Source organism: Caulobacter soli, assembly GCF_011045195.1.
In the GTDB taxonomy this organism is placed as follows: domain Bacteria; phylum Pseudomonadota; class Alphaproteobacteria; order Caulobacterales; family Caulobacteraceae; genus Caulobacter; species Caulobacter soli.
Genome location: NZ_CP049200.1, coordinates 52,020 through 72,329, shown reverse-complemented (window position 1 = coordinate 72,329; position 20,310 = coordinate 52,020). Strand labels below are relative to the sequence as shown.

Sequence of the window (20,310 nt, the reverse complement as noted above, 5' to 3'; positions counted from 1 at the left end):
CCTAGCCCTTCTTCTCAAGCCGCACCAGCAGTTGCCCCTCGGTGACCTGGTCGCCGACCCGCGCCAATGCCTCGGCCACCACGCCCGCCACGGGCGCGGTCAGGGTGTGCTCCATCTTCATGGCCTCGACCGTGACCAGGGGCTGGCCAAGTTCCACGGAGGCCCCCGCTTCGACCAGCAGGGCCACGACCTTGCCGGGCATGGGCGACAGCACCCCGCCGCCGGCCACCCCGCCGTCCAGCGCGCCGCTGACCCGGGGCTCGCCGAAGCCGTGGGCCTCGCCGTCGACGAAGGCGACATAGGCGTCGTCGATCAGCACGGCGTCCGGCGCGGGCTGGTCGTCGATCGTGACCTGCAGGATCTCGTCGCGGGCCTTCAGGGCCACGACGATCGGGCGCGGCCCGCCGATGCGGAAGCCGACAGCCCCGCGCCAGGGATCGGCCGAGACGCCCGCCGACCGCGCCACGCGCAGGCGCGCGGCGGCCTGCTGGGCGGCGGCGGGCGGCGCGGCGGCGGCCGGGACCAGCGCCTCGGCATGGCGCTCGATGAAGCCGGTGTCGGCGGCGCCCGACAGGAAGTCCGGATGGTCCAGCACCCGGGCCAGGAAGCCGGCGTTGGTCTTGACCGGATAGACCTCGACCGCGCGGCAGGCCTTGGCCAGGCGGCGGGCGGCGGCCTCGCGCGTGGGGCCCGAGACGATCAGCTTGGCGATCATCGGATCGTAGAACGGGGTGACCTCGCCGCCCTCCTCCACGCCGGTGTCGATGCGCACGTCGTCCGGCAGGCGGAAGCGGCGTAGCGGTCCGGTCGAGGGCAGGAAACCGGCCTCGGGGGACTCGGCGTAGAGCCGCGCCTCCATGGCCCAGCCGGTGAGCGTGATCTCGTCCTGCTTCAGCGGCAGGGGCTCGCCCGAGGCCACGCGCAGCTGCCATTCGACCAGGTCCTGGCCGGTGACCCTTTCGGTGACCGGATGCTCGACCTGCAGGCGGGTGTTCATCTCCATGAACCAGATCCGGTCGGGCTGGAGCCCTTCGGAGCCGTCGGCGATGAACTCGATGGTGCCGGCGCCCTCGTAGTTGACGGCCCGGGCCGCGCGCACCGCCGCTTCGGTGACCGCCGCTCGCGCCGCCTGCGTCATGCCGGGAGCCGGAGCCTCCTCGATGACCTTCTGGTGACGGCGCTGCACCGAGCAGTCGCGCTCGAACAGGTGCACCACCTGGCCGTGGCGATCGGCGAAGACCTGCACCTCGATGTGGCGCGGACGGGTGATGTATTTCTCGATCAGCACACGATCGTCGCCGAAGCTGGCGGCGGCTTCGCGGCGGCACGAGGTCAGGGCCGCGTCGAAGTCCTCGCCGCGCTCGACCTTGCGCATGCCCTTGCCCCCGCCGCCGGCCACGGCCTTGATCAGCACCGGATAGCCGATGGCGTCGGCCTCGCGGCGCAGCCGCTCGGGATCCTGGTCCTCGCCCAGATAGCCGGGGGTGACCGGCACGCCGGCCTTCTGCATCAGCGTCTTGGCCGCGTCCTTCAGGCCCATGGCCAGGATCGCCGAAGGCGGTGGGCCGACCCAGACCAGGCCGGCGTCGATCACGGCTTGGGCGAACTGGGCGTTCTCCGACAGGAAGCCGTAGCCCGGGTGGATGGCCGCCGCGCCGGTCGCCTTGGCCGCGGCCAGGATCCTGTCGGCGACCAGATAGCTCTCGCGGGCCGGGGCCGGGCCCAGCAGCACCGCCTCGTCGGCCAGGCGCACGTGCGGCGCCTCGGCGTCGGCCTCGGAGTAGACGGCGATCGTCCGCACGCCCAGGCGGCGGGCGGTCTTGATGATCCGGCAGGCGATCTCGCCGCGGTTGGCGATCAGGACGCTTTCGATCATCGGGCTACATCCGGAACACGCCGAAGCGCGGGGCTTCGACGACAGGGGCGTTGAGGCTGGCGCTGATCGCCAGGCCAAGGACGTCGCGGGTCTGGGCCGGGTCGATCACCCCGTCGTCCCAGAGCCGGGCGGTGGCGTAGTAGGGGTCGCCTTCGGCCTCGTAGCGGGCGCGGATCGGGGCCTTGAAGGCGTCCTCGTCCTCGGTGGACCAGGTCCCGCCCTTGGCTTCCAGGCCGTCGCGCTTGATCGTGGAGAGCACGCTGGCGGCCTGTTCACCCCCCATCACGCTGATCCGAGAATTGGGCCAGGAGAACAGGAAGCGCGGGCTGTAGGCTCGGCCGCACATGCCGTAGTTGCCGGCCCCGAACGAGCCGCCGATCAGCACGGTGAACTTGGGCACGTTGGCGGTGGCGACGGCCGTGACCAGCTTGGCGCCGTCCTTGGCGATGCCGCCGGCCTCGTACTTGCCGCCGACCATGAAGCCCGAGATGTTCTGCAGGAACACCAGCGGGATCTTGCGCTGGCAGGCCAGCTCGATGAAGTGCGCGCCCTTCAGGGCGCTCTCGGAAAATAGCACGCCGTTGTTGGCCAGGATGGCCACCGGCATGCCCCAGATGCGGGCGAAGCCGCAGACCAGGGTCGTGCCGTACAGCGCCTTGAACTCCTGGAAGTCCGAACCGTCGACGATGCGGGCGATCACCTCGCGCACATCGTAGGGCGCGCGCACGTCGGTCGGCACGACGCCGTACAGTTCCTGCGGATCGAGGGCCGGCGGGACCGGCTCGGCCAGTTCCAGGTCGATGCGCTTGTTGCGGTTGAGGCCCGCGACGATGTCGCGGACGATCTGCAGGGCGTGCTCGTCGTTGGCGGCCACGTGGTCGACCACCCCGGACCTGCGGCCGTGGGTGTCGGCGCCGCCCAGTTCCTCGGCCGAGATGATCTCGCCGGTCGCGGCCTTCACCAGCGGCGGGCCGCCCAGGAAGATCGTGCCCTGGTTCTGGACGATGATCGACTCGTCGCTCATGGCCGGGACGTAGGCGCCGCCGGCCGTGCACGAGCCCATGACGCAGGCGATCTGGGCGATGCCCAGGGCGCTCATCCGCGCCTGGTTGAAGAAGATCCGGCCGAAGTGGTCACGGTCGGGAAACACCTCGGCCTGGTGCGGAAGGTTCGCGCCGCCGCTGTCGACCAGATAGACGCACGGCAGATGGTTCTGCTCGGCGATCTCCTGGGCGCGCAGATGCTTCTTCACCGTCATCGGGAAATACGCGCCGCCCTTCACGGTCGGGTCGTTGCAGACGATCATCACCTCGCGCCCCGAAACGCGGCCCACGCCGCAGATCAGGCCGGCGCCGGGCGCCTCGTCGCCGTACAGGCCGTCGGCGGCCAGGGCGCCGATCTCCAGGAACGGCGAGCCGGGATCCAGCAGGCGCTCGACCCGCTCGCGGGGCAGCAGCTTGCCGCGCGCGGCGTGGCGCTGGCGGGAGCTCTCCGGGCCGCCCAGGGCGGCCTTGGCGATCTTGTCGCGCAGGGTCTCGACCAGGACCTGGTTGTGCGCGGCGTTGGCGCGCCAGGCGTCGCCGTCGGCGCGCAGCTGCGATGTCAGTTTGACCATGGAATCGCTCAGAAGAGAGCCGGCCGAGGCGCAAACGCCTCGGCCGGCAGGGACTCCGCGCCGGGGAGGCAGGAGCGGAGAGTTTCGCCAAGGACAGCGGGCGGGACGAAGCGGAAGATCGGCCTCAAGCCCCCACCAGCTCACGCCCGATCAGGAAACGGCGGATCTCGTTGGTGCCCGCGCCGATGTCGTAGAGCTTGGCGTCGCGCATCAGGCGCTCGACCGGCCATTCCTTGGTGTAGCCCGCCCCGCCCAGGGCCTGGATGGCTTCCAACGACACCCGCACCGCGTTCTCCGAGGCCATCAGGATCGCGCCCGCCGCGTCGAACCGCGTGGTCTTGCCGGCGTCGCAAGCGCGGGCCACGGCGTAGACGTAGGCTCGGGCCGAGTTCAGAGCGACGTACATGTCGGCGATCTTGCCCTGCATCAGCTGGAACGAGCCGATGGCCTGGCCGAACTGCTTGCGATCGCGGACATAGGGCAGGACGACATCGAGACAGGCCTGCATGATGCCCAGCGGGCCAGCCGACAGCACGGCGCGCTCATAGTCGAGGCCGCTCATCAGCACCCCGACCCCGCCGCCCACCGGACCCATGACGTTCTCTTCCGGAACTTCGCAGTCCTCGAACACCAACTCGGCGGTGTCCGAACCGCGCATGCCGAACTTGTCGAGCTTCTTGCTGACGCTGAAGCCCTTCATGCCTTTCTCGATCAGGAAGGCCGTGATCCGGCGTTCGTCCGTCTTGGCGTACACCACCAGGGTGTCGGCGTGCGGCGCGTTGGTGATCCAGAACTTGGCGCCGTTCAGCACGTAGCGGTCGCCGACCTGCTCGGCCTTCAACTTCATCGACACCACGTCCGAGCCCGACCCGGCCTCGCTCATGGCCAGCGAACCGACGTGCTCGCCGCTGATCAGCTTGGGCAGATAGCGCTGCTTCTGCTCCGGCGTGGCCCAACGGCGGATCTGGTTGACGCACAGGTTGGAGTGAGCGCCGTAGCTGAGGCCCACCGAGGCCGAGGCGCGGCTGATCTCCTCCATGGCGATCACGTGTTCGAGATAGCCCAGGCCCAGGCCGCCGAACTCCTCCTCGACGGTGATGCCGTGCAGGCCCAGGTCGCCCATGGGGACCCAAAGTTCGCGCGGGAAAACGTTGGTGGCGTCGATCTGCGCGGCGATCGGCGCGATGCGGTCGGCCGCGAAGCGGGCGGTGGCGTCACGGATCGCGTCGGCCGTCTCGCCCAAAGAAAAATCTAGGGACAAAGCCCATTCTCCCCACCGAGGGCCGCCTCGAAACGGCGACCTCACAAGGGCATGATTGGTCTCCCATCTATACAGAAACGGCAAACGTCAATTTGATCGTATTTTGAATTAAACAATTCGCCTCAAGGCCCGCCCCTCAGCGCGCGCGAATTGGCAGAACCGTGGTCGACTTCTCAGCGCCCATCGACATGGTCGAGTTGATTTCCTGCACCGTGGGCAGGGTGAGAAGCTTGCCGAACACAAATTGCCGGTAGTCCTCCACGTCGCCCGTGACGACGCGAAGGAGAAAGTCGAACGGACCCATCGTCGGATGGCATTCAAGGACTTCGGGCAGGCGACCCACAGCCTCGGTGAACTCCGCCAGATTGGCCCTACCATGCGCTGAGAGCTTCACATTCGCGAAAACCATCGTGCGAAACCCGAGCTTCTCCGGGTTTAGCCGGGTGACCTGATCCAGGATGTATCCGGCCTCCTTGAGGCGGGTGAGCCGCCGCCAGCAGGGCGATTGAGACAGCCCCACGCGGTCGGCGAGCTCGGCGCTCGACATGGGCGGGCTCTTTTGCAGCACATCCAGGATCCTAAGATCGATATCATCCAGATCGGGTTGAATTGCCATTTCGAAATCCCCTGAATGGCCGAATTAAATAATCTAATCCCAAGACCTATTTTCGCAACAACAAATAACCCGCGCCCCGCCGCTCCCTTAGCCTCTGCGCAAAGGGGAGCATCCATGGCCGGTTCGGCGACGATCGATCTCAACAGCAAGTACGATCTGGAGCGCGGACAGATCATTCTGACCGGCGTTCAAGCCCTGGTGCGCCTGCCGATCGTGCGACGGCAGCTCGATCAAGCCGCCGGCCTCAACACCGCCGGCTTCATCTCGGGCTATCGCGGATCGCCGCTGGGGACCTATGACTCGCAACTGGCGGCCGCCAAGACGCGACTGGACGCGCACCACATCGTCGTGCGGCCCGCCGTCAACGAGGATCTGGGGGCCACGGCCGTCTGGGGCGCCCAGCAGGTCGGGCTCTATCCCGGCGCGCGCTACGACGGCGTCTTTGGGATCTGGTACGGCAAGGCGCCCGGCGTCGACCGCACCGGCGACGTCTTCAAGCACGCCAATTTCGCCGGCGTGGCGCCAAACGGCGGCGTGGTCGCCATCGCCGGCGACGATCACGGGGCGAAATCCTCCTCCCTGGCCGCGCAGAGCGAGTACAATTTCGTCGACGCTGAGATCCCGGTGTTCGCGCCGGCGAGCGTCGAGGAGGTCCTGAGCTTTGGGGTCAAGGCCTTCGCGGTCTCGCGGTTCGCCGGCCTTTGGACGGCGATGACCACGGTGGCGGACATCATGGATTCGGCGGCCTCGATCGAGGTCGACCCGAGGTTTTATCGCACCGTCGCCCCGAGCCTTGATCTGCTCGCCCCTGATGGGCTGCACATACGGATTCCCGATACGCCGCTCGCCCAGGAGATCCGCCACCGGCAGTTTCGTCTGCCCGCGGCCTTGGCCTTCGTTCGCGCCAACGGCTTCGACAAGACGATCGTCGACGCCCCCAACGCCGAGCTGGGCGTCCTGGCCGCCGGCAAGGCCTACGCCCACGTGCGCCAGGCGCTCGCCGACCTGGGGGTCGACGAGCGCCTGGCGGCCCAACTGGGATTGCGGATCTACAAGCCCGGCCTGGTCTGGCCGCTGGAGCCGGAAGGCGCGCGAGCCTTCGCCCAGGGGCTGCGCGAAGTGCTTGTCATCGAAGAGCGGCGCGATCTGGTGGAGAGCCAGCTCAAGCAGATCTGTTATGGGCTGGCCACCCGGCCCGTCATCGTCGGCAAGCGCGACGAACTGGGCCAGCCCCTGGTCAGGGAGGTCGGCGAACTGGACGCCGCACACCTCGCCCAGGTGATCTACGCGCGACTGCCCGAGCACAAACGCACCCCCGCCATGCGCGCTCACATCGATGGGCTGCGGGCTCAAGCGCCCGTCGCGCCGAACCTTCACGAGCGCAAGCCCTTCTTCTGCTCGGGCTGCCCCCACAACACCTCGACCGTCGTGCCGGCCGGCAGCCGGGCCTTGGCGGGCATCGGCTGTCACTACATGGTGCAGACCATGCCGCGCAGCACCTCCACCTTCACCCAGATGGGCGGGGAGGGGGTCTCATGGGTCGGCCAAGCGCCGTTCACCGACGAGACCCACGTCTTCGTCAACTTGGGCGACGGCACCTATTTTCACTCGGGCATCCTGGCGATCCGCCAAGCGGTCGCCGCGCAAGTCAACATCACCTACAAGATCCTCTTCAACGACGCGGTGGCCATGACCGGCGGCCAGGCGGTCGACGGCGTTCTGACGGCGCCGATCATCGCGCGACAACTGGCCGCCGAGGGCGTGCGCACGATCGTCGTCGTCAGCGATGATGTCGAAAGAACCCGCCAGACCGGCGACTTCGCCGCCGACATCGCGCTCCATCATCGTGATGCGCTCGACGTGGTCCAGCGCGACCTGCGGGACCGTCCAGGCGTCACCGCGATCATCTACGATCAGACCTGCGCCACAGAACTTCGCCGGCGCCGCAAGCGCGGCCTGGCGCCCGACCCCGGGGTGAAGATGTTCATCAATCCTCGGGTCTGCGAAGGGTGCGGTGACTGTTCGGCTCAATCCAACTGCATCTCCATCGAGCCCCTCGCCACCGAATTTGGCCGCAAGCGTCAGATCGAGCAGTCGTCGTGCAACAGCGACCTGTCCTGCCTGAAGGGCTTTTGTCCCAGCTTTGTGACGATCCGCGAGCCGGAGAAACGCCGCAACGTACGGGACCTGGACGCCGCGGTCGGCGATCTCGCCATGCCGACGATCCCCCAGCTGGACGCTTCGCCCTATAATCTGGTGTTGGCCGGCGTCGGCGGACAGGGGGTGACCTCCCTGTCGGGCATCCTGTCCATGGCCGCCCATCTTCAAGGCTCCGCCGCCAAGTCCGTCGACATGCTTGGCATGGCGCAGAAGGGCGGCGGGGTCTTCGTCCACCTGCGCTTGGCGCGTTCGGTCGAGGATATCGCCGGGCCGCGCATTGGTCCGTCCCAGGCCGACCTGCTGATCGCCAACGACATGGTGGTCGCCCACGGCGGCAATGTCGCGGCCCTGGTCGGCAAGGCGCGGACGGCCGTGGTGATGAACACCGCGCTGGCGCCGACGGCCGAGTTCACCACGCGGCCCGATCTCGTCTATGACGAACAGGGCATGACCGCGAGCCTGCAGGCCCGGGCCCGCAGCTGGAGCGCCGTCGACGCCAGCCGACTGGCCGCCGACCAACTTGGCGACGCGATCTTCGGCAACATGACGCTCTTGGGTCTGGCTTGGCAGAGGGGTCTGGTCCCGATCACGCTGGACGCCCTTCACCAAGCGATCGATCTAAACGGCGCGGCGACCGCGTTGAACAAGAAGGCCCTGGCGCTAGGCCGCCTGGCGGCGGTCCGGCCCGAGGTTTTCGAAGCGCTCGCGCCTTCCGCGCCCCAGCCCTCGGCGCGCCTGGAGGACGTGATCGCCCGCCGGTTCGAAGACCTCGTCGCCTATCAGGACAGGGCCTACGCCGAACGCTTCGCCGTCGCCGTCGAAGCGGTTCGCACGGCCGAATCCCAGGTTCGCCCGGGATCAACGGCGGTGACGCTGGCCGCCGCGCGCTCCCTCTACAAGCTGATGGCCTATAAAGACGAGTATGAGGTGGCGCGCCTTTATAGCGAGCCGGCGTTCATGCAGGCCATCGAGGCCAATTTCGGCGGCAAGGCCAAGCTTAGCCTCAACCTGGCTCCCCCTCTGTTCAGCCGGATCGATCCGTCGACGGGTCATGCGCGTACGCGAGAGTTTGGTCCCTGGATGTTGAAGACCATGCCCGTGCTGGCGCGGTTCAAGCGGCTGCGTGGCCGCTGGTTCGACCCAATGGGTTGGACCCAGGAACGGCGGTCCGAAAGGTTTGTCCGTGACGAGTTCTTCGCAATCCTCGCGGTCGTCTCCTCCCATCTGACCGCCGAGAACTTCGATCGGATGCTGGAGCTCGCGACGCTTCCCCAGATGTTGCGCGGGTTTGGCCATGTCAGGCATCGCGCGCTCGTCGCCTATCAGGCCAGGTTGCCCGAGCTGCGGGATCTCGCGACACGGCCGACGGCCCCCCGCCCCGCGCCCGTCCGCGCCGCCGCCCAAGCCGCTCGGGAACTGCAGCCATGAGGTTTGTGCATCCCGGCGGCCCAACCGATTGGGGCCTTCTGGAGGATGGCGCCGTACGCCATCTAGCCGGCACGCTGCCGGCGTGGGCCCCTCGCGTCGCCTACGGCGAAGGCCGCGCGGCGTTACCGCTGAACGGCCGGGTCGAGCCTGAGAAGCCGACCGCGCCGCTTTCCATCGGCCGACATTTCAGGCGCTCGTTTCATGACCCCGATCTCGAAGGCCAAGGCCTCCTGGCCGCGGTGATCGGCGCGGCGCCGTTGGGAGCCGACAGGCCCTTCCGCTGCGTTCTGGGCTATGTCGCCGCCGCCTTGGATCGTGGCGGCCGCCTGACTCTGGGACCGGTCCTGGTCACCGCCGACGAGTTCGGCGCGGCCGGGCCTCCTCTGGCCCCCCAGCCTGGCGGATCCTCCCTTTCGGACCGGATCAGGGCCTATGACCAGCACCATGCGTTGCGGACCGGCGACCTGCTCATCGTCGCGCACGCGCGCCTGACGGACGCGATGTCGACCCGACTGCGCAACCAGGCCGCAGGACAGATCGACCGGCAGCTCGCGGACGCGTCGTCTCTTCGCGCCCTCCAACCCTCTTGATCCGCGCCGCGAGGATTCCAGACGTCGCCGCGCGCCGGGTCGGCCGACCAGGCTCGATCGTATTACGGGAGAAACATACATATCTGTCTGTTGCAGCCGAGGACGAATTCGGGCGCCGGCTGATCCGCGAAAACACTTACAAATAAGGACTTTCGCCGGACTTTAGGCAGACATCATCCATTTTTTGAGCATGCCGAGCCGCCGTCTCCGCGCGATACAGACCTGCATTGACGAATGCAGAGGTGTATGACAGCGTCAAGAACGCCAAGGCGCGAACGTGATTTTCGCAGCCTTCAACAAGGCGAAACGCCGATGGGGAGCCGGACAATGATCAACCATTTCTCGAAAAAGAGCGCTCGGACGCTCATGCTTTTATCGACCAGCGCGGGGATCGCGTTGCTCGCCGCGCCCGCGTTCGCGCAGGACGCCGGGGCGGCCTCATCGACCTATCTCGAGGAGATCATCGTCACGGCCAACAAGCGAGCTGAAAAGATCCAGACCGTTCCGGCCTCCATCACCGCCGTCAACGATCAGCTGCTCGAACGGCTCCAGGCCAACAGCATCGGCGATTTCGCCGCCTATGTTCCGGGCCTCACCGTCCAGAACAACGGCGGCGACGGCAATCGCGTCACCATCCGCGGCCTGTCCACCGGGCCCAACGACATCAGCCCGTCGGTCGGGGTCTATGTCGATGACGCGCCGTTCGGCGCGGCCAGCGGCTTTGCGCTTGGCGCGCTGTTCAGCCCGGACATCGATCCGTTCGACCTCAATCAGGTCGAGGTTCTGCGCGGCCCGCAAGGCACCTTGTACGGCGCCAGCACCCTGGCCGGACTTGTCAAATACACCACCAAGGACCCGAGCACGACCGACTTCAGCGGCCACGTCCGGCTGGACTACGGCCAGGTCGCCGACACCGGCGCGTCGAACTACACCGTCCGCGCCGGCGCGAACGTGCCGTTGGTCACGGACAAGGCGGCGCTGCGCGTCAGCGGTTATTACACCAAGAACAACGGCGACTTCACCAATATCCGCACCGGTGAAAGCGGCCTGAACGACAACGCCCGCAAGGGCGGCCGGATCGCCCTGCTGCTGCAGCCGACCGACAATCTGCGGATCAAGCTGGCGGGCATCTATGCCCAGAGCGACTCTCCCGAGACCGGCACGGTGAACGGCAACGCCAAGACCTTGCAGCCGACCTACGGCAAAGACGCCGGCTATGTTTACAGCGACAGCTACTCACGGTCGCTGTACTCGGTCCTGCAGGCCAACGTCCAATACACGCTGCCCAACAACATCACCGCGTCGTCGACGACCAGCTATTCGCGCTTCAAGGTCGTGGCCCAATCCGACGGGACCACGGTGTTCCAGCCCGCGCTGGGCCCCGTGCTGGGGCCGCTCCTGCAGTTTTCGGCGCCGATCAATCCGCAAACCCGGAAGTTCACCCAGGAACTGCGCTTGGCCTCGCCGAACGGCGAGAAGTTCGAATGGCTCGGCGGCCTGTTCTTCGACCGTGAGGAAAGCACCTATCACTCGGCCATCCGGTCGACCTACATGTACGGCGCGACGCCGCCCCCGGCGCTGGCGCCGACCGTCGCCTTGCTGGCCAACTATCAAACCGCTGATCTCGAAAGCCGCTATATCGAATACGCCGCCTTCGCCAACGGCACCTATTACGTGACCCCGACCTTCGACATCGGCGCGGGCGTTCGCTACAGCCGCAATGATCAGCACCTCACGCGCCATGCGTCCGGCTATCTGGTGCTGCTGGGCGTGACGACGCCGTTCGCGACCGCCGAGTCGTCGGACAATGTCTGGACCCAATCGTTCAACGCCCGCTGGCGCTTCCAGCCCAATTCGATGCTGTACGCCCGGGCCGCCCGCGGCTATCGCCCCGGCGGGCCGAACGCGGTGGGCACATCCTTCTCGCCCGACACGACCTGGAACTACGAGGTCGGGATCAAGAGCGACGCCCTGGACGGGCGGCTGCGCGCCACCTTGGCCGCCTACTACATCGACTGGACCAACATTCAGTTGAACTTCTTCGACGGCACCCGCACGATCACCGGCAACGCCGGCGATGCTCGATCGCAGGGCCTGGAGGGCGAACTCACCTACGCCCCCGTTCACGGGCTGACCATTTCTGCGAACGCCGCCTATTCGGACGCGGAGATGACCGCCCTGAAGCCGGGCGCGCAGGGCGGCGCGGCCGTGGGCGACACCCTTCCTTACAGCTCCAAATGGACCTCGGGCCTGCGCGCCGATTACTATTTCCCGGCCTTCGGCGGGCGTGAAGCCAATGTCGGCGCGAGCCTGCGCTACCGCAGCTCCTCCAACACCACCTTCCCCGGCGACACCGGCAACCGCTTCTACAAGCTTCCGGAGACCACCTTCTTCGACATCCGGGGCGGATTGGACCTGACCGACACCTACGCCATCAATCTGCAAATCCTCAATCTCTTCAACAAGCGCCCCCTGACCTCCGCTTCGGAATCGCTCGCCATCCCGAAGGCGACGGCTGACGCGCTCGGCCAGCCGGCGAATCTGATCTTCGCTCGCGGCCGCACCTATTCGCTGTCGCTGACGGGCAAGTTCTAGCCCGCGCGATCGGGATCCCGTGGGCTGAAACGTCCACGGGATCCCGAGAGCCGCCGCCTTTGTTCCACAGCCGGACTTTTGCACCAAAGCGGCCCGCGTTCGCCCGCGGCCGGCGCTTTGGCGGCCGCGCCACGGTTTGGCCGTAAGCGGAACGTCTTGGCCTCACGTCCTGCATCCTCGTCGCCGAAGGCTCCGTTCAGGACGCCGCTGGCGGATTGCGGCGGCGTCGCCGCGCAGGGGACGAGGCTGAACCCGCGCAAGCCTGGCCGACGCGCCCTCCGCGGATGAGCGCTCGGATCGCCAGATCCCAAGACCTTTGAGACGGACCGCCCAGGCCCGGCGACGTCGGAGAGGCCCGCGCCGGTTCGCCGTCAGCGGCGCGACGAGGCCGTGCGAGAACGACGCGAGAATGCCGCCAAACCGGCGGGGAAGGGGAGACGCCCCTTGAAGCGAGGGCGGATCGCAACCGGTCCAGCCGGGCGGTCGCGACGCCGTGAAGCAATGATCCGCCATGACGGACGCCGGCCCCGATCCCGGGACGAAAGGTTCATCACCAGACACTGTCGTCCTGGCGTCGTGACGTCGCCTGTCGACAGGTTGACGGCGCTCGTCGGCGAACGCGCCCGTGATCTTCTGGCGCCGGCGACGCCGAGACCAGCAGGCCGCGCGTCACCGATCAGAGGTCGGCTTCCTATTTCGATTTGACGATATTGTCCAAATCGAGCAAGATCACGCCAACGAACAAAACACGGGAGCGGACAAATGGCCTTCTTGCGCAATGCCTGGTACGTCGCGGCTTGGTCCAACGAGGTCAGCGACAATCTTCTGACGCGAAAAATCCTGGGCGAGCAGGTTCTGCTGTACCGGGACGGGGCCGGCGAACTCGTCGCCACCACCAATGTCTGCCCCCACCGGTTCGCTCCGTTGAACATGGGCCGGGTCGTCGACGGGGCGATCGAATGCCCCTACCATGGCCTGCGGTTCGACGCGTCCGGCCAGTGCGTCTACAATCCGGACGGCGACGGCGCGGTGCCGGTCAATGCGCGGCTGAAGACCTATCCTGTCGAAGAGCGATTGGGCGCGGCCTGGATCTGGATGGGCGATCCGGCCAAGATCGACCTCGCCATGATCCCGGACTTCGAGTTCCTGGACGATCCTGCCTATCACGCCGTGACCGGGCTGATCCATGTCCGCGCCAACTACCGGCTGATCACCGACAACCTGATGGATCAGGCGCATTTGCACATGGTGCACAACACCACCCTGGCCTGCGACATGGTGCGTCGCGCCACGACCCAGCTCGTCAGGGAGTCCGACGGCACGATCTGGGCTAACCGATTGGGTGAGGCCGGCGAGACGCCGGCCATCTTCCAGATGATGTGGCAGGCCAATCGCGGGCCCATCGAAGGCGACTTCGATCACTGGGTCGAGAGCGGATGGAAAGCGCCGGCCTTCGTGCGCAACAATACCGGCGTGGCGCCGCACGGACGGCCGCGCGAGGAAGGGCTGGAAACCAAGAACGCCCACCTTTTGACGCCTGAGACAGAGACGACCACCCACTATTTCTGGGCGATCAGCCGCACCTTCGATCTCAACAATCCCGAGCTCGACGCCAACATCCGCATCGGCACCGAGCATGCCTTCATCAATGAGGACGAAGTCATCTTGCATGGCGTCCAGGAGATGATGGACGGCCAGGATTTCTGGTCGTTGCGGCCGGCCTTGATGCAGGCCGACGTCGGCGCCGTCCAGCTGCGTCGCGCCCTGGACAAGAGGATTACGGCCGAACAGGCCGAAGCCTCGGCCTCCGACGAAACGTCGTCGGCCCGGCGAAGCGCCGAGCCCGTGGCCTGATCCCGCCGCGCTCGGCGGCGGGCGGCGGCGACCGCGATGGGCCCAAGGGTCCGTACGGTCGCCGCCTTCGCCGCCTTGATCGGTAAGGCCGCACGTCCATCCGCCGGCCGACGCGCCGGCCGATCGGGCCAGACGCGCCCCCTCCGGCGTGATGGCCCCCAAGGCGAACCCGGCGGCCGGGCTTGCGCCGCACGCGCCGGTAAGCCGATTTAGAGACATCACGTCGGCCGTGGCGGCCAACGCGCTGTTTTCGGCATGGGATCGGCGCTCTTCTGCTGTAGGAAATGAGCGCAGGAGACGTAGCGACTTGGCCAAGACCCGCAGCACGAACCTGAACCCGGCGCAAATGGCGCGCAGGATCGAGATCGGCGAGGAGCGGCGCGCCCGCACCCGCGACAAGCTCCTGGAAGCGGCCTACGCCCTGTTCGCGGTTCATGGCGCCGAAGCGCCGACGATTGACGACGTGATCGCCAAGGCCGGCGTGGCGCGGGGCACCTTCTATAACCACTTCGAGACCCGCGACGACCTGTTCAGGGCGGTGGCCAACGATATCGCCACGGCCATCAACACCCTGATCCTCGAGGCCGAACGACAAATCCGCGATCCGGTCGTTCGGATCGCGATCGCCTTCCGGATGTTCGTCGATTTCGCGACCGCCGACCCCGCCCGCGGGTGGATCCTGCTACGGACGATGCCGCTGGTCGGTTCGCTCAACGGCGAGATGAGCAGCAAGATCCGGCTTCAGTTCCAAGAGGCCCTGTCCACCGGTCGCCTGAAGGTCCAGTCCTTGAACACCGCGATCGATATCGGCCTGGGTCTTCAGGTGATGACCATCCGGCGCATATTGACCGACGGTGATGAAGAGCGCGCGATCCTCGACGCCGTCCAAGCCTTGCTGATCGCCTTGGGCCTTGACGCCGAGGACGCCGCCAAAATGGCCGCCTTGCCCATCGCCGCGGCCCACCTTTCCGCGCCAGGCCGCCGGGGCGTGGCGGCCTGACTCCCTGCAGGGTCGTCAAGCCCGCGGGGCCGGAAGGCGAACGCACGGCCCGATCTGTCGCCAGCGGCCGGCGGCGCCGACCTCGAGCATCGGCGGGCCGGGGATCTGGACCCTGGCGTCCGAGGCCATCCTAACCGCTCTTGCTTTGAACCGGAGCCAGGGCGGGCCGATGCCGCGCGAAGGACGTGCTCACGAGCTCCTCGATCGACTGCCGGCTCACCCAGAAGCGGACGTGCTCGCGCCGACCTCGCCCAAGGTGCTGCGTGATCTGGCCCCGCTCGACATCGCCCGCGCAATGCTGGGCCAGGAAATCGAGGATCGATCGAACGGCCGGCACAATCCCATGACGCGACGGAAAAACGGCTAAGAGCTCCGCCACGGGGGCTCGGTATTCCGGCAAGACGATCTCCAGGGCGCCGCTGCGGATGTCGTCCAGACACAAAGACAGGGGCAGCAACGTCACGCCGCTGCCTTGCAAGGCGGCCTGACGGATGACGACGAAATCGTCGACGATGAGCGTCGGCTGATGTCGAACCTGAATTTCGGTCTTCTCAGGGCTCACCAGCGTCCAGACATGCGGTCCCTGGGGCGTCGAATAGCTGATGATCGGCATTTTCGTGAGTTCGTCGAGCGTCGTGGGCCGGCCGCGGCGGTCGAGAAGCTCCGGACTGGCGACCAGCAGGGGCTGAAAGATGCCCAGGGAGCGCACGATCAGGCTGGAGTCCTCATAGGGCATTTGCCGAATACGAAAGGAGATATCGAAGTTCTCCTCGATGCTCACCTCTCTGTTGGCCGTCTCGATAGCGATGCAGATCTCGGGATATTCCCTCATGAACAGAGGGAGAAGCGGCCCGATGACATACTGCGCGAGCATCGCCGGGCAACTCATCCGCACCAGGCCCGCCGGCTTGTCTCGCGCCTGCGCGACCTTGTCGAACGCCGCGTCCGCCTCGTGGATCATGTTCAGGCAGTGTTTGTTGAATTCCTTGCCCAGGTCGGTGACCGCAAAATGCCTGGTCGTGCGCTGGATCAGGCGAGCATCAAGACTGGCTTCCAGTTCCGAGATACGACGGGAAATCTTTGAGCGCGCCATGCCCAGCGCGTGGGCCGCGCCGGTGATCCCATTATATTCGACGACTTTTGAGAACAGGAACATATCATTGTAATTGTTCATAATCCTCCCCGGCGTAGCGCTATTCTAAAGGTCGCGCCACTTGCCCCGACTATAGCCGCCGGCGTCGCGGCGGGCAATCGGCGCGACCCGCTCGCCACAGCGGCGCTCGGCCGCGCCACGGGCCGCCTGGTCGTCGACAAACACATGGCGGCGAGGGGAATTGGCCGCCGCGGGGCCGCTCGGCTTGACCGGCCTTCCGGTCGCCCCTGGGCGCGATCACCCGCCGCGAGCCCCCCGGAGCGCTCGCGTCGTGCAGACGCCGCGCCTCATCGTCGGCCCGCTCGCAAGGTCGCAACGCCGCCGAAGACGGACCGGCCGTCCGCTGTCGCCTGTGGCGCTGCGCCTCGCAAGACGATCGGCCGGGTCGGCCGCCGGCGCGGAGGCCGGCCGCCGTCATGGCCGTTTCCGTGCGACGCAGGCTCCAGACATGATGTTAGGAACGCCCGTCTACGGCCTTGGAAGCAGCCCCGCGCGCCCGCCAGACCTTGGCCGACACGGTCAAACCGAAGATCCTCGGGGCGCCATAGGCCGCCGCGCTGTTGAGCTGTCCCGCGGACGGGTTCTGGGCGATCCGCCAATCGGCGAGACTACGCCCCGCAGCGGGCCGACGGACCGTGGCGCCTGTGCGCGGCTCAGCGACCTACGACTTGAGTTGCTGCAGCAATCCAAACATGTCGGCCGTAGCCCAGTGCTCCACATACTTGCCGTCGCGAAGCCGGATGATTTCGATGACCGCGATGCTGACGCGCTTGCCCGTGGCCGGGATGTCCATAAACGCGCCGGTGTGCGTGGCGTGGTACGACTTTCTCGCGATGACCGTGTCGCCGTCGGCGAACAGATCCTGAATATCGACCTCGACGTCCGGGAACGCCGCCCGGAATATCCCGGTATAGAAAAAGAACGAGGCGTCCCTGCCGGTCGGCGCTTCTCCCTGGACCGAGTGGTTTGAGAATTCCGGAGAGACGATATCGTCAAAGATCGCGCGGTCTCCGGTCTCGACGAAATCCTTGTTGAATCTTCTGACGACGTCCTTGTTCGCTTCTTGAAGAGTAGACAATGATCGGTCCTTTTTCGAAGTCACGAGAGCGCCAGCATGGGTGGGAAGCTCCGGCGCGCTGTTGATCTGGCCTTTCAGCGGCGATGAGGACACGATCCTCAAACTGTCCGAGGCTTGATCCAGCGCGCGTGCGCCAGGCGCGGCGAACTCCGGGCCAGAAGCCTTAGCCGCCGATCCCAAGATCTTTGGACCTTCAGGCCCCTCGGCGAGACCTCCCTATGCTGGCCTCGCACGCTGCCATACGGGCGCAACGGGTAAACCGGCTAAAATAGACAACTGTTTCCCAAGATCGACGGCTTACGAGCCGGACGCCTCTCGTCAAGGATAGGCGCGGGCCGATCAAGAACGCCCAGTCTGCAAAACATATTAGTGGGAGGGCCTGCATCAATGTCGCTCAACGAGTCCAAGCTTGCGTCTGACACCAACGCTTTTGAGGTTGTCGTCATCGGCGCCGGTCCGGTCGGCCTGCTATCGGCCATTCAGCTTGGCCGCGCTGGCGTCAAGACATTGCTCCTGGAGCGGCGTTCGAGCTTTTCGGTCCACCCCAAGGCCTCGGGCATCCACGCCCGGACCATGGAGATCTATCGCCAGCTGGGACTGGCCGACCTCATCCGCAAGAACAGCGTCGACTGGGACGGCGTGTTCACGATCGGCTGGATGACCCGGATGGCCGGCATCGAGCTGGGTCAGGTCTCGATCGGCGCGACGCAGGAGGAACAGGACCTCTTCCGCAGTTGGTCGCCGGAGCTGATGGCGTTCTGCAGCCAGGACATCTACGAGCCGCTGTTCGCCGAGGCTCTGAAACAATATCCGTCGGTCGAACTGCGGCTCGCGAGCGAAGTGCGCACGGTCGAACAGGACGACGACGGCGTGCGGATCGGTTACGCCTCGCCCAAGGGCGCGGAGATGGAGACCCGCGCCCAGTACGTCATCGGCGCCGACGGGGTGCGCAGCCCCACGCGCACCCGGCTGGGGATTTCGGAATCGGGCCACCCGTCGATGGGAAACGCCATCAACGTGGTCTTCGAGGCGGATCTGGAGCCTTATCGCGCCGGACGCCAGTATGGCCTGTTCTGGGTCGTCAACGGCGACACCCAGGGCGCTTTCGGTTGGCGTCGGCGTGGCAATCTGTGGTCCTACAACTTCGAGGCCGCCGAGGGCGAGGATCCGCTGAACTACACCCCCGAGCGTTGCGCCGAGATCATCCGGCAGGCGGCCGGCGTCCCGGACCTGGCGCTGGCGGTGACCAGCATCCTGCATTGGAAGCATGATCAGGCGGTGACCGATCGCTGGCGCGCGGGGCGGATCTTCCTGGCCGGCGATGCGGCCCATCGCTTTCCGCCGCACGGGGGCTTTGGCATGAACAGCGGCGTTCAGGACAGCCACAATCTCGTCTGGAAGCTCGTCGCCCGGCTGCGGTGGGGGGCTGGAGACGGCCTGCTGGACAGCTACCAGGACGAGCGCAAGCCGGTGGCCCAGAGCAACGGCGAGCAAATGATCCTCAACACCAAGCGCATGGCCGAGACCGGGTTCCTGAGCAAGAACCCCCAGGCGCTGTCGATCCTGGAGACGCCGGAAGGCGAGCCCATGCGCGAGAAGATGCGCGAAGCGATCCCCAAGCAGCGCGAGCAGATCCTGTCGCAAGGCCAGCAGTTCGGGCAGATCTACACGACCGGCGCGATCGTCGGCGACGGCGCGCCGGCGGTGGAATCGACCGTCTCGACCTATCGGCCGACAGGGAACCCCGGCGCGCGCGCGCCGCATGTCTGGCTGACCGACGGCCAGGGGCGATCGCTGTCGACGATCGATCTCTACAACGGCGGCTTCGTGCTGTTCGCGGGCCGCGACGGGGCCGCCTGGACGGCCGCCGCCGCCCAGGTCCTCGAGGCGGCCAAAACGCCTCTCGTCGCCCATCAGATCGGCGGCGCGGCCTATGCCCAGCCGCCGGCCGACACGCCCTGGGAGGATCTGGTCGGGGTCGGCCCGACCGGAGCCCTGCTGATCAGGCCCGATGGCCACGTGGGCGCCCGCTGGACCGCCCTGCCCACCGATCCGGCCGCGGAACTGAAACGCGCCCTGAGCCAGATTCTCGACTTGGCGGCCGTCGGCTAGGGTGGGCTGAAAGCCCGTCAAGGCCTGACCTTGATGGTCTTCTCCGAGCCCTAGGACCACGGGCCGGGGAAGGGCGGGCCTATCTCGAAAGCGAGGCCCGCCCGCCTCCTGGTCGCAGGGCCGAACATCGCGACGACACCGCGCCCTAAGGCGACGATCGCGAAGATCGGCGCGCGGCAAGACAGATCCATGGAGATAAGCATGAGGCTCTTTACCGCCAGCATGGCCCCCTATCCGCGACGTGTTACGCTATACTTGAACGAGAAGCGCATCGTCCTGGATCGGCAGGAGGTCGACGTGCATGGGATGGAGCATAAAAGCCCCGCCTTTCTCGCCAAGAATCCCGCCGGGAAGATTCCAGTCCTCGAGCTGGACAACGGCGACTACCTGCCGGAGTCGGCAGCCATCATCGAGTACCTCGAGGAGCTCTATCCGGCCCCGCCGATGATCGGCCGCACGGCCGAGGAGCGCGCTCAGGTCCGCGCCACCGACAGGGTCGCCGACGAGGTGTTCACGGTCCTGAGCCAAATCCTGCTGCACACTTCGCCCGTCGCCCTCCTGATTCATCCGGGCCTGGTCCAGAAACCAGATGTCGGCCCAGCCCTGCAGCCCGTGCTGGATCGGCTCCTGGACCAGTTGGAGCAACGCATCGGCGACGGCGAATTCCTGGCGGGCCGAACCCCGACGATCGCCGACTGCACCTTGTTTGCCTTGATGGAGGCGGTCTACCCGGCCTTCGGCTATGAGCTTCCCAAGCGCTGTCGTCGTCTGCGCGCGTGGTACGACCGGTTCCAGCGCCGCCCCAGCGTGACCCAGTGAGCATGGTGCAAGTCCGTCGGGCGTCCTCAACGCCGGCCCTTCGCGGCGCCGGGACGGCTTTGGCGGGACCGACGGGATTTAAGTCGACCCGCGTCCTGGACCGAACCGTCGTCGGCGCGGCCTGAAAGCTTGTCGGGAATGACGCGCCGCCGT

The 20,310-nt window shown here is 66.8% G+C and carries 13 protein-coding genes; 7 read left to right on the top strand and 6 right to left on the bottom strand.

What is annotated here, in order from left to right:
* Position 1: 1 nt before the first annotated feature.
* The 4 genes from G3M62_RS24870 to G3M62_RS24855 all read right to left on the bottom strand — a co-directional run bounded on the left by G3M62_RS24870 (position 2) and on the right by G3M62_RS24855 (position 5,362).
* On the bottom strand, positions 2 to 1,876 hold the full coding sequence (locus G3M62_RS24870; RefSeq protein ID WP_165191494.1) for an acetyl/propionyl/methylcrotonyl-CoA carboxylase subunit alpha: 1,875 nt from the start codon (positions 1,874 to 1,876) through the stop codon (positions 2 to 4).
* A 4-nt stretch (positions 1,877 to 1,880) separates the two neighbouring features.
* On the bottom strand, positions 1,881 to 3,491 hold the full coding sequence (locus G3M62_RS24865; RefSeq protein ID WP_165191493.1) for a carboxyl transferase domain-containing protein: 1,611 nt from the start codon (positions 3,489 to 3,491) through the stop codon (positions 1,881 to 1,883).
* 124 nt (positions 3,492 to 3,615) lie between these two features.
* Positions 3,616 to 4,797: an isovaleryl-CoA dehydrogenase gene (locus tag G3M62_RS24860; RefSeq protein WP_165191492.1), complete on the bottom strand. Its 1,182-nt coding sequence runs from the start codon at positions 4,795 to 4,797 to the stop codon at positions 3,616 to 3,618.
* 91 nt (positions 4,798 to 4,888) lie between these two features.
* The gene (locus tag G3M62_RS24855; protein WP_165191774.1) at positions 4,889 to 5,362 is read right to left on the bottom strand and encodes an Lrp/AsnC family transcriptional regulator; all 474 of its coding nucleotides are present in this window, start codon (positions 5,360 to 5,362) and stop codon (positions 4,889 to 4,891) included.
* Positions 5,363 to 5,383: 21 nt separating this feature from the next.
* Here G3M62_RS24855 and G3M62_RS24850 point away from each other — a divergent pair, with 21 nt between their 5' ends.
* The 5 genes from G3M62_RS24850 to G3M62_RS24830 all read left to right on the top strand — a co-directional run bounded on the left by G3M62_RS24850 (position 5,384) and on the right by G3M62_RS24830 (position 14,995).
* A complete protein-coding gene (locus G3M62_RS24850; protein ID WP_165191491.1) occupies positions 5,384 to 8,956 on the top strand; it encodes an indolepyruvate ferredoxin oxidoreductase family protein in 3,573 nt (1,190 codons plus the stop codon).
* Entirely contained in the window at positions 8,953 to 9,546 is a 594-nt protein-coding gene (locus G3M62_RS24845) for a hypothetical protein (protein ID WP_165191490.1), read from the top strand. Before G3M62_RS24850 ends, G3M62_RS24845 begins: the two co-directional genes overlap by 4 nt.
* 366 nt (positions 9,547 to 9,912) lie before the next feature.
* A complete protein-coding gene (locus tag G3M62_RS24840; protein ID WP_165191489.1) occupies positions 9,913 to 12,141 on the top strand; it encodes a TonB-dependent receptor in 2,229 nt (742 codons plus the stop codon).
* A 762-nt stretch (positions 12,142 to 12,903) separates the two neighbouring features.
* Positions 12,904 to 13,995 (top strand): aromatic ring-hydroxylating dioxygenase subunit alpha, encoded by a 1,092-nt coding sequence (locus G3M62_RS24835; protein WP_165191488.1) that lies wholly within the window; start codon positions 12,904 to 12,906, stop codon positions 13,993 to 13,995.
* A gap of 307 nt (positions 13,996 to 14,302) precedes the next feature.
* Complete coding sequence (locus tag G3M62_RS24830) at positions 14,303 to 14,995, top strand: TetR/AcrR family transcriptional regulator (RefSeq protein WP_165191487.1); 693 nt, start codon at positions 14,303 to 14,305, stop codon at positions 14,993 to 14,995.
* A 130-nt stretch (positions 14,996 to 15,125) separates the two neighbouring features.
* On the opposite strand, the gene G3M62_RS24825 is transcribed toward G3M62_RS24830, so the two are convergent.
* Entirely contained in the window at positions 15,126 to 16,169 is a 1,044-nt protein-coding gene (locus G3M62_RS24825) for a LysR family transcriptional regulator (RefSeq protein WP_165191486.1), read from the bottom strand.
* A 640-nt stretch (positions 16,170 to 16,809) separates the two neighbouring features.
* Positions 16,810 to 17,406, bottom strand: a complete 597-nt coding sequence (locus G3M62_RS24820) for an ester cyclase (protein WP_246263652.1) — start codon at positions 17,404 to 17,406, stop codon at positions 16,810 to 16,812.
* A gap of 207 nt (positions 17,407 to 17,613) precedes the next feature.
* On the opposite strand from G3M62_RS24820, the gene G3M62_RS24815 reads away from it, so the two are divergent.
* Positions 17,614 to 19,338, top strand: a complete 1,725-nt coding sequence (locus G3M62_RS24815; protein ID WP_165191485.1) for an FAD-dependent monooxygenase — start codon at positions 17,614 to 17,616, stop codon at positions 19,336 to 19,338.
* A 201-nt stretch (positions 19,339 to 19,539) separates the two neighbouring features.
* Positions 19,540 to 20,157 (top strand): glutathione S-transferase family protein, encoded by a 618-nt coding sequence (locus G3M62_RS24810; RefSeq protein ID WP_165191484.1) that lies wholly within the window; start codon positions 19,540 to 19,542, stop codon positions 20,155 to 20,157.
* Positions 20,158 to 20,310 lie beyond the last annotated feature (153 nt).